Source organism: Salipaludibacillus sp. CF4.18 (assembly GCF_051262595.1).
GTDB classification, from domain to species: Bacteria; Bacillota; Bacilli; order Bacillales; family Salisediminibacteriaceae; genus Salipaludibacillus; species Salipaludibacillus neizhouensis.
Genome location: NZ_JBIMEV010000169.1, coordinates 1 through 398, shown reverse-complemented (window position 1 = coordinate 398; position 398 = coordinate 1). Strand labels below are relative to the sequence as shown.

At 37.7% G+C, this 398-nt stretch carries 1 protein-coding gene; it reads right to left on the bottom strand.

The window, feature by feature from the left end:
- Positions 1–147: 147 nt before the first annotated feature.
- Positions 148–348 (bottom strand): hypothetical protein, encoded by a 201-nt coding sequence (locus ACHABW_RS26010; RefSeq protein WP_435759941.1) that lies wholly within the window; start codon positions 346–348, stop codon positions 148–150.
- Between the last annotated feature and the right edge of the window lie 50 nt (positions 349–398).

Here is a 398-nt window from a genome sequence, read left to right as displayed (position 1 = left end):
ATGAGTATTGCGGACAGATTGAGCCAGCTGTGCGGAGTTTTGAGCCACCGTTTGCGGAGAAAAGAGCCAGTGAGTGCAGTAGAGAGAGCCACATGGTTTATAGGTTAAAACAATAACGAGGCATTGGAATTCCAATGCCTCGTTATTTCATTTAAATCTTTTATCTTCTAACTGTTCTTTTATAATTTCAATAGCCCAACGGACGAGTTCATCAAAGTCTAAATCCTCTTTCTCCGTGCATATACAAAATGGTAATAATTTATCTACTACTTCTATCATTACTTCATCAGGTAAATAATTATGGAAAAAGTACTTCGCTACGCGATTTTCAACTTCTTCAGGAATCATTTCACTACTTCCAATCCATGACGTTCTCTCATTGAAACTTCACCATCTAC

Coding starts and splice junctions, on each gene's coding strand:
- ACHABW_RS26010 (WP_435759941.1), bottom strand. CDS start 348: ATGATTCCTGAAGAAGTTGAAAATCGCGTAGCGAAGTACTTTTTCCAT.